Origin of the sequence: Belnapia moabensis DSM 16746 (assembly GCF_000745835.1) — a bacterium.
In the GTDB taxonomy this organism is placed as follows: Bacteria; Pseudomonadota; Alphaproteobacteria; order Acetobacterales; family Acetobacteraceae; genus Belnapia; species Belnapia moabensis.
Window position 1 is genome coordinate 1 of record NZ_JQKB01000274.1, and the last position, 1,439, is coordinate 1,439.

The following is a 1,439-nucleotide window of genomic DNA, read 5'->3' on the forward strand; positions in this document are numbered from 1 at the left end:
GGTTCGGCCGCGCCCCGGGGCGAGGACGCGAATGGTGGTGTCATCGGTCCAGATCACGCCCTGCGCCAGAGCATAGGTGCCGATCGCCTCGGCCAGCGGCCGCAGCCACCAGGCGCCGTGGCCCACCCAGTCGGCCAAGGTTTGGCGCTCGATCTCCACCCCCTCGCGCGCCAGGATGCCTGAGAGACGGTAGAGGGGCAGGCCGTCGAGATACTTCGAGATCAGCACATGGGCCACCAAGCCGGGCCCGGGCCGGCCCCGTTCAATGGGCAGGGCTGGCGCAGGTGCCTGCAGCATGGCCTCGCAGGCCCGGCAGGCATAGCGCGGCCGGATATGCCGGATCACCTTCAGCCTGGCCGGAAGCTTCTCCAGCACCTCCGTGATACTCTCGCCGAGCCGCGTCAGGCGGGCGGGATCGGTGCAGCCGCAGCGGCAGGCCAGGACGGGCTCGTGCACTACTATCTCGCGCGGCAGGTGCTCGGGCAGTGGCCGGCGCGTGGCAGGCTTGCGCTGATTGCCGGACCTGCCTTTGGTTTGGCGCTCCTTCTCCGCCGCAGCCTCGCGCTCAGCTTGGTTCTCCTCGAGGTCGCCGATCAGCATCTCAAGCTGGTCGGCCTCGGCCGCCAGCTTCTCGGAGGACCGGCCATAACGATCGTGCCGCAATGCCGCCAGCTGGACCTTCAGCTTCTCGATCTCAAAGCCTGCATTGCGCAGCTCGGCGTCACGTTCAGCCAGGGCAGCGTCGCGCTCGGCAAGGAGCGTATCGCGCTGCGCCAGCAGGGCGCGCAGCGTCTCCACATCGTCCGGGAATGCCGCGGTGTCGAGGTCGGAGGTCACGCGTACAGCGTCGCTGACCGCAGCGCGTCGCCGCAAATAAGAGGAGCGTTACCCCACAACCTCGGGCCGAGCCGTCCAGGCCGGCATGCGCCAGTCAATCCCCTCCAAAAGCATCGAGAGCATGGCTGGCGTGAGTGAAACAACACCGCTCGTCGCCTGCGGCCACACGAAGCGACCTTTCTCTAACCTCTTGGCCACGAGAACCAGGCCTTGGCCGTCCCAAGCCAAAATCTTCAGCAGGTCACCGCGGCGCCCACGAAAGCAAAATACCGCGCCGCTGTACGGATCCTGCGCCAGCACCGTCTGCACCTGGGCTGCCAAACCATCGAAGCCCTTCCGCATATCCGTCGCGCCGCAAGCCAAGTAGACGCGCGTGCCAGGCGGCGGGCCAAACATCACCGGCCACCCAGTTCGGCCAGCACGCCCCGCAGTACCACCATGTCCACCCGGCCGCTGGCACGCACCGTCACACCGGAGGCAAAGCCAATCTCAATCACGCCAGGCGCCTCAACCACACCCTCCCGCGCCGGCCTCGGTCCTTCCACACGCGGCGCCTCCGGCACCACCGCCACCGGCATGAACCCCGACACCGCCGCCGCTAG

3 protein-coding genes are annotated in these 1,439 nt (G+C 68.0%); all 3 read right to left on the reverse strand.

What is annotated here, in order from left to right; genetic code table 11:
* Positions 1–837: IS66 family transposase (locus EP26_RS30820; RefSeq protein ID WP_043345439.1), on the reverse strand; the 837-nt coding region annotated here is incomplete at its 3' end.
* A 48-nt stretch (positions 838–885) separates the two neighbouring features.
* Positions 886–1,233 carry an IS66 family insertion sequence element accessory protein TnpB gene (gene tnpB, locus EP26_RS30825; protein ID WP_043345442.1) on the reverse strand — a complete coding sequence of 116 codons (348 nt, stop codon included), beginning with the start codon at positions 1,231–1,233 and terminating at the stop codon, positions 886–888.
* Positions 1,233–1,439: hypothetical protein (locus tag EP26_RS30830; protein WP_211259650.1), on the reverse strand; the 207-nt coding region annotated here is incomplete at its 5' end. The genes tnpB and EP26_RS30830, both read right to left, overlap by 1 nt.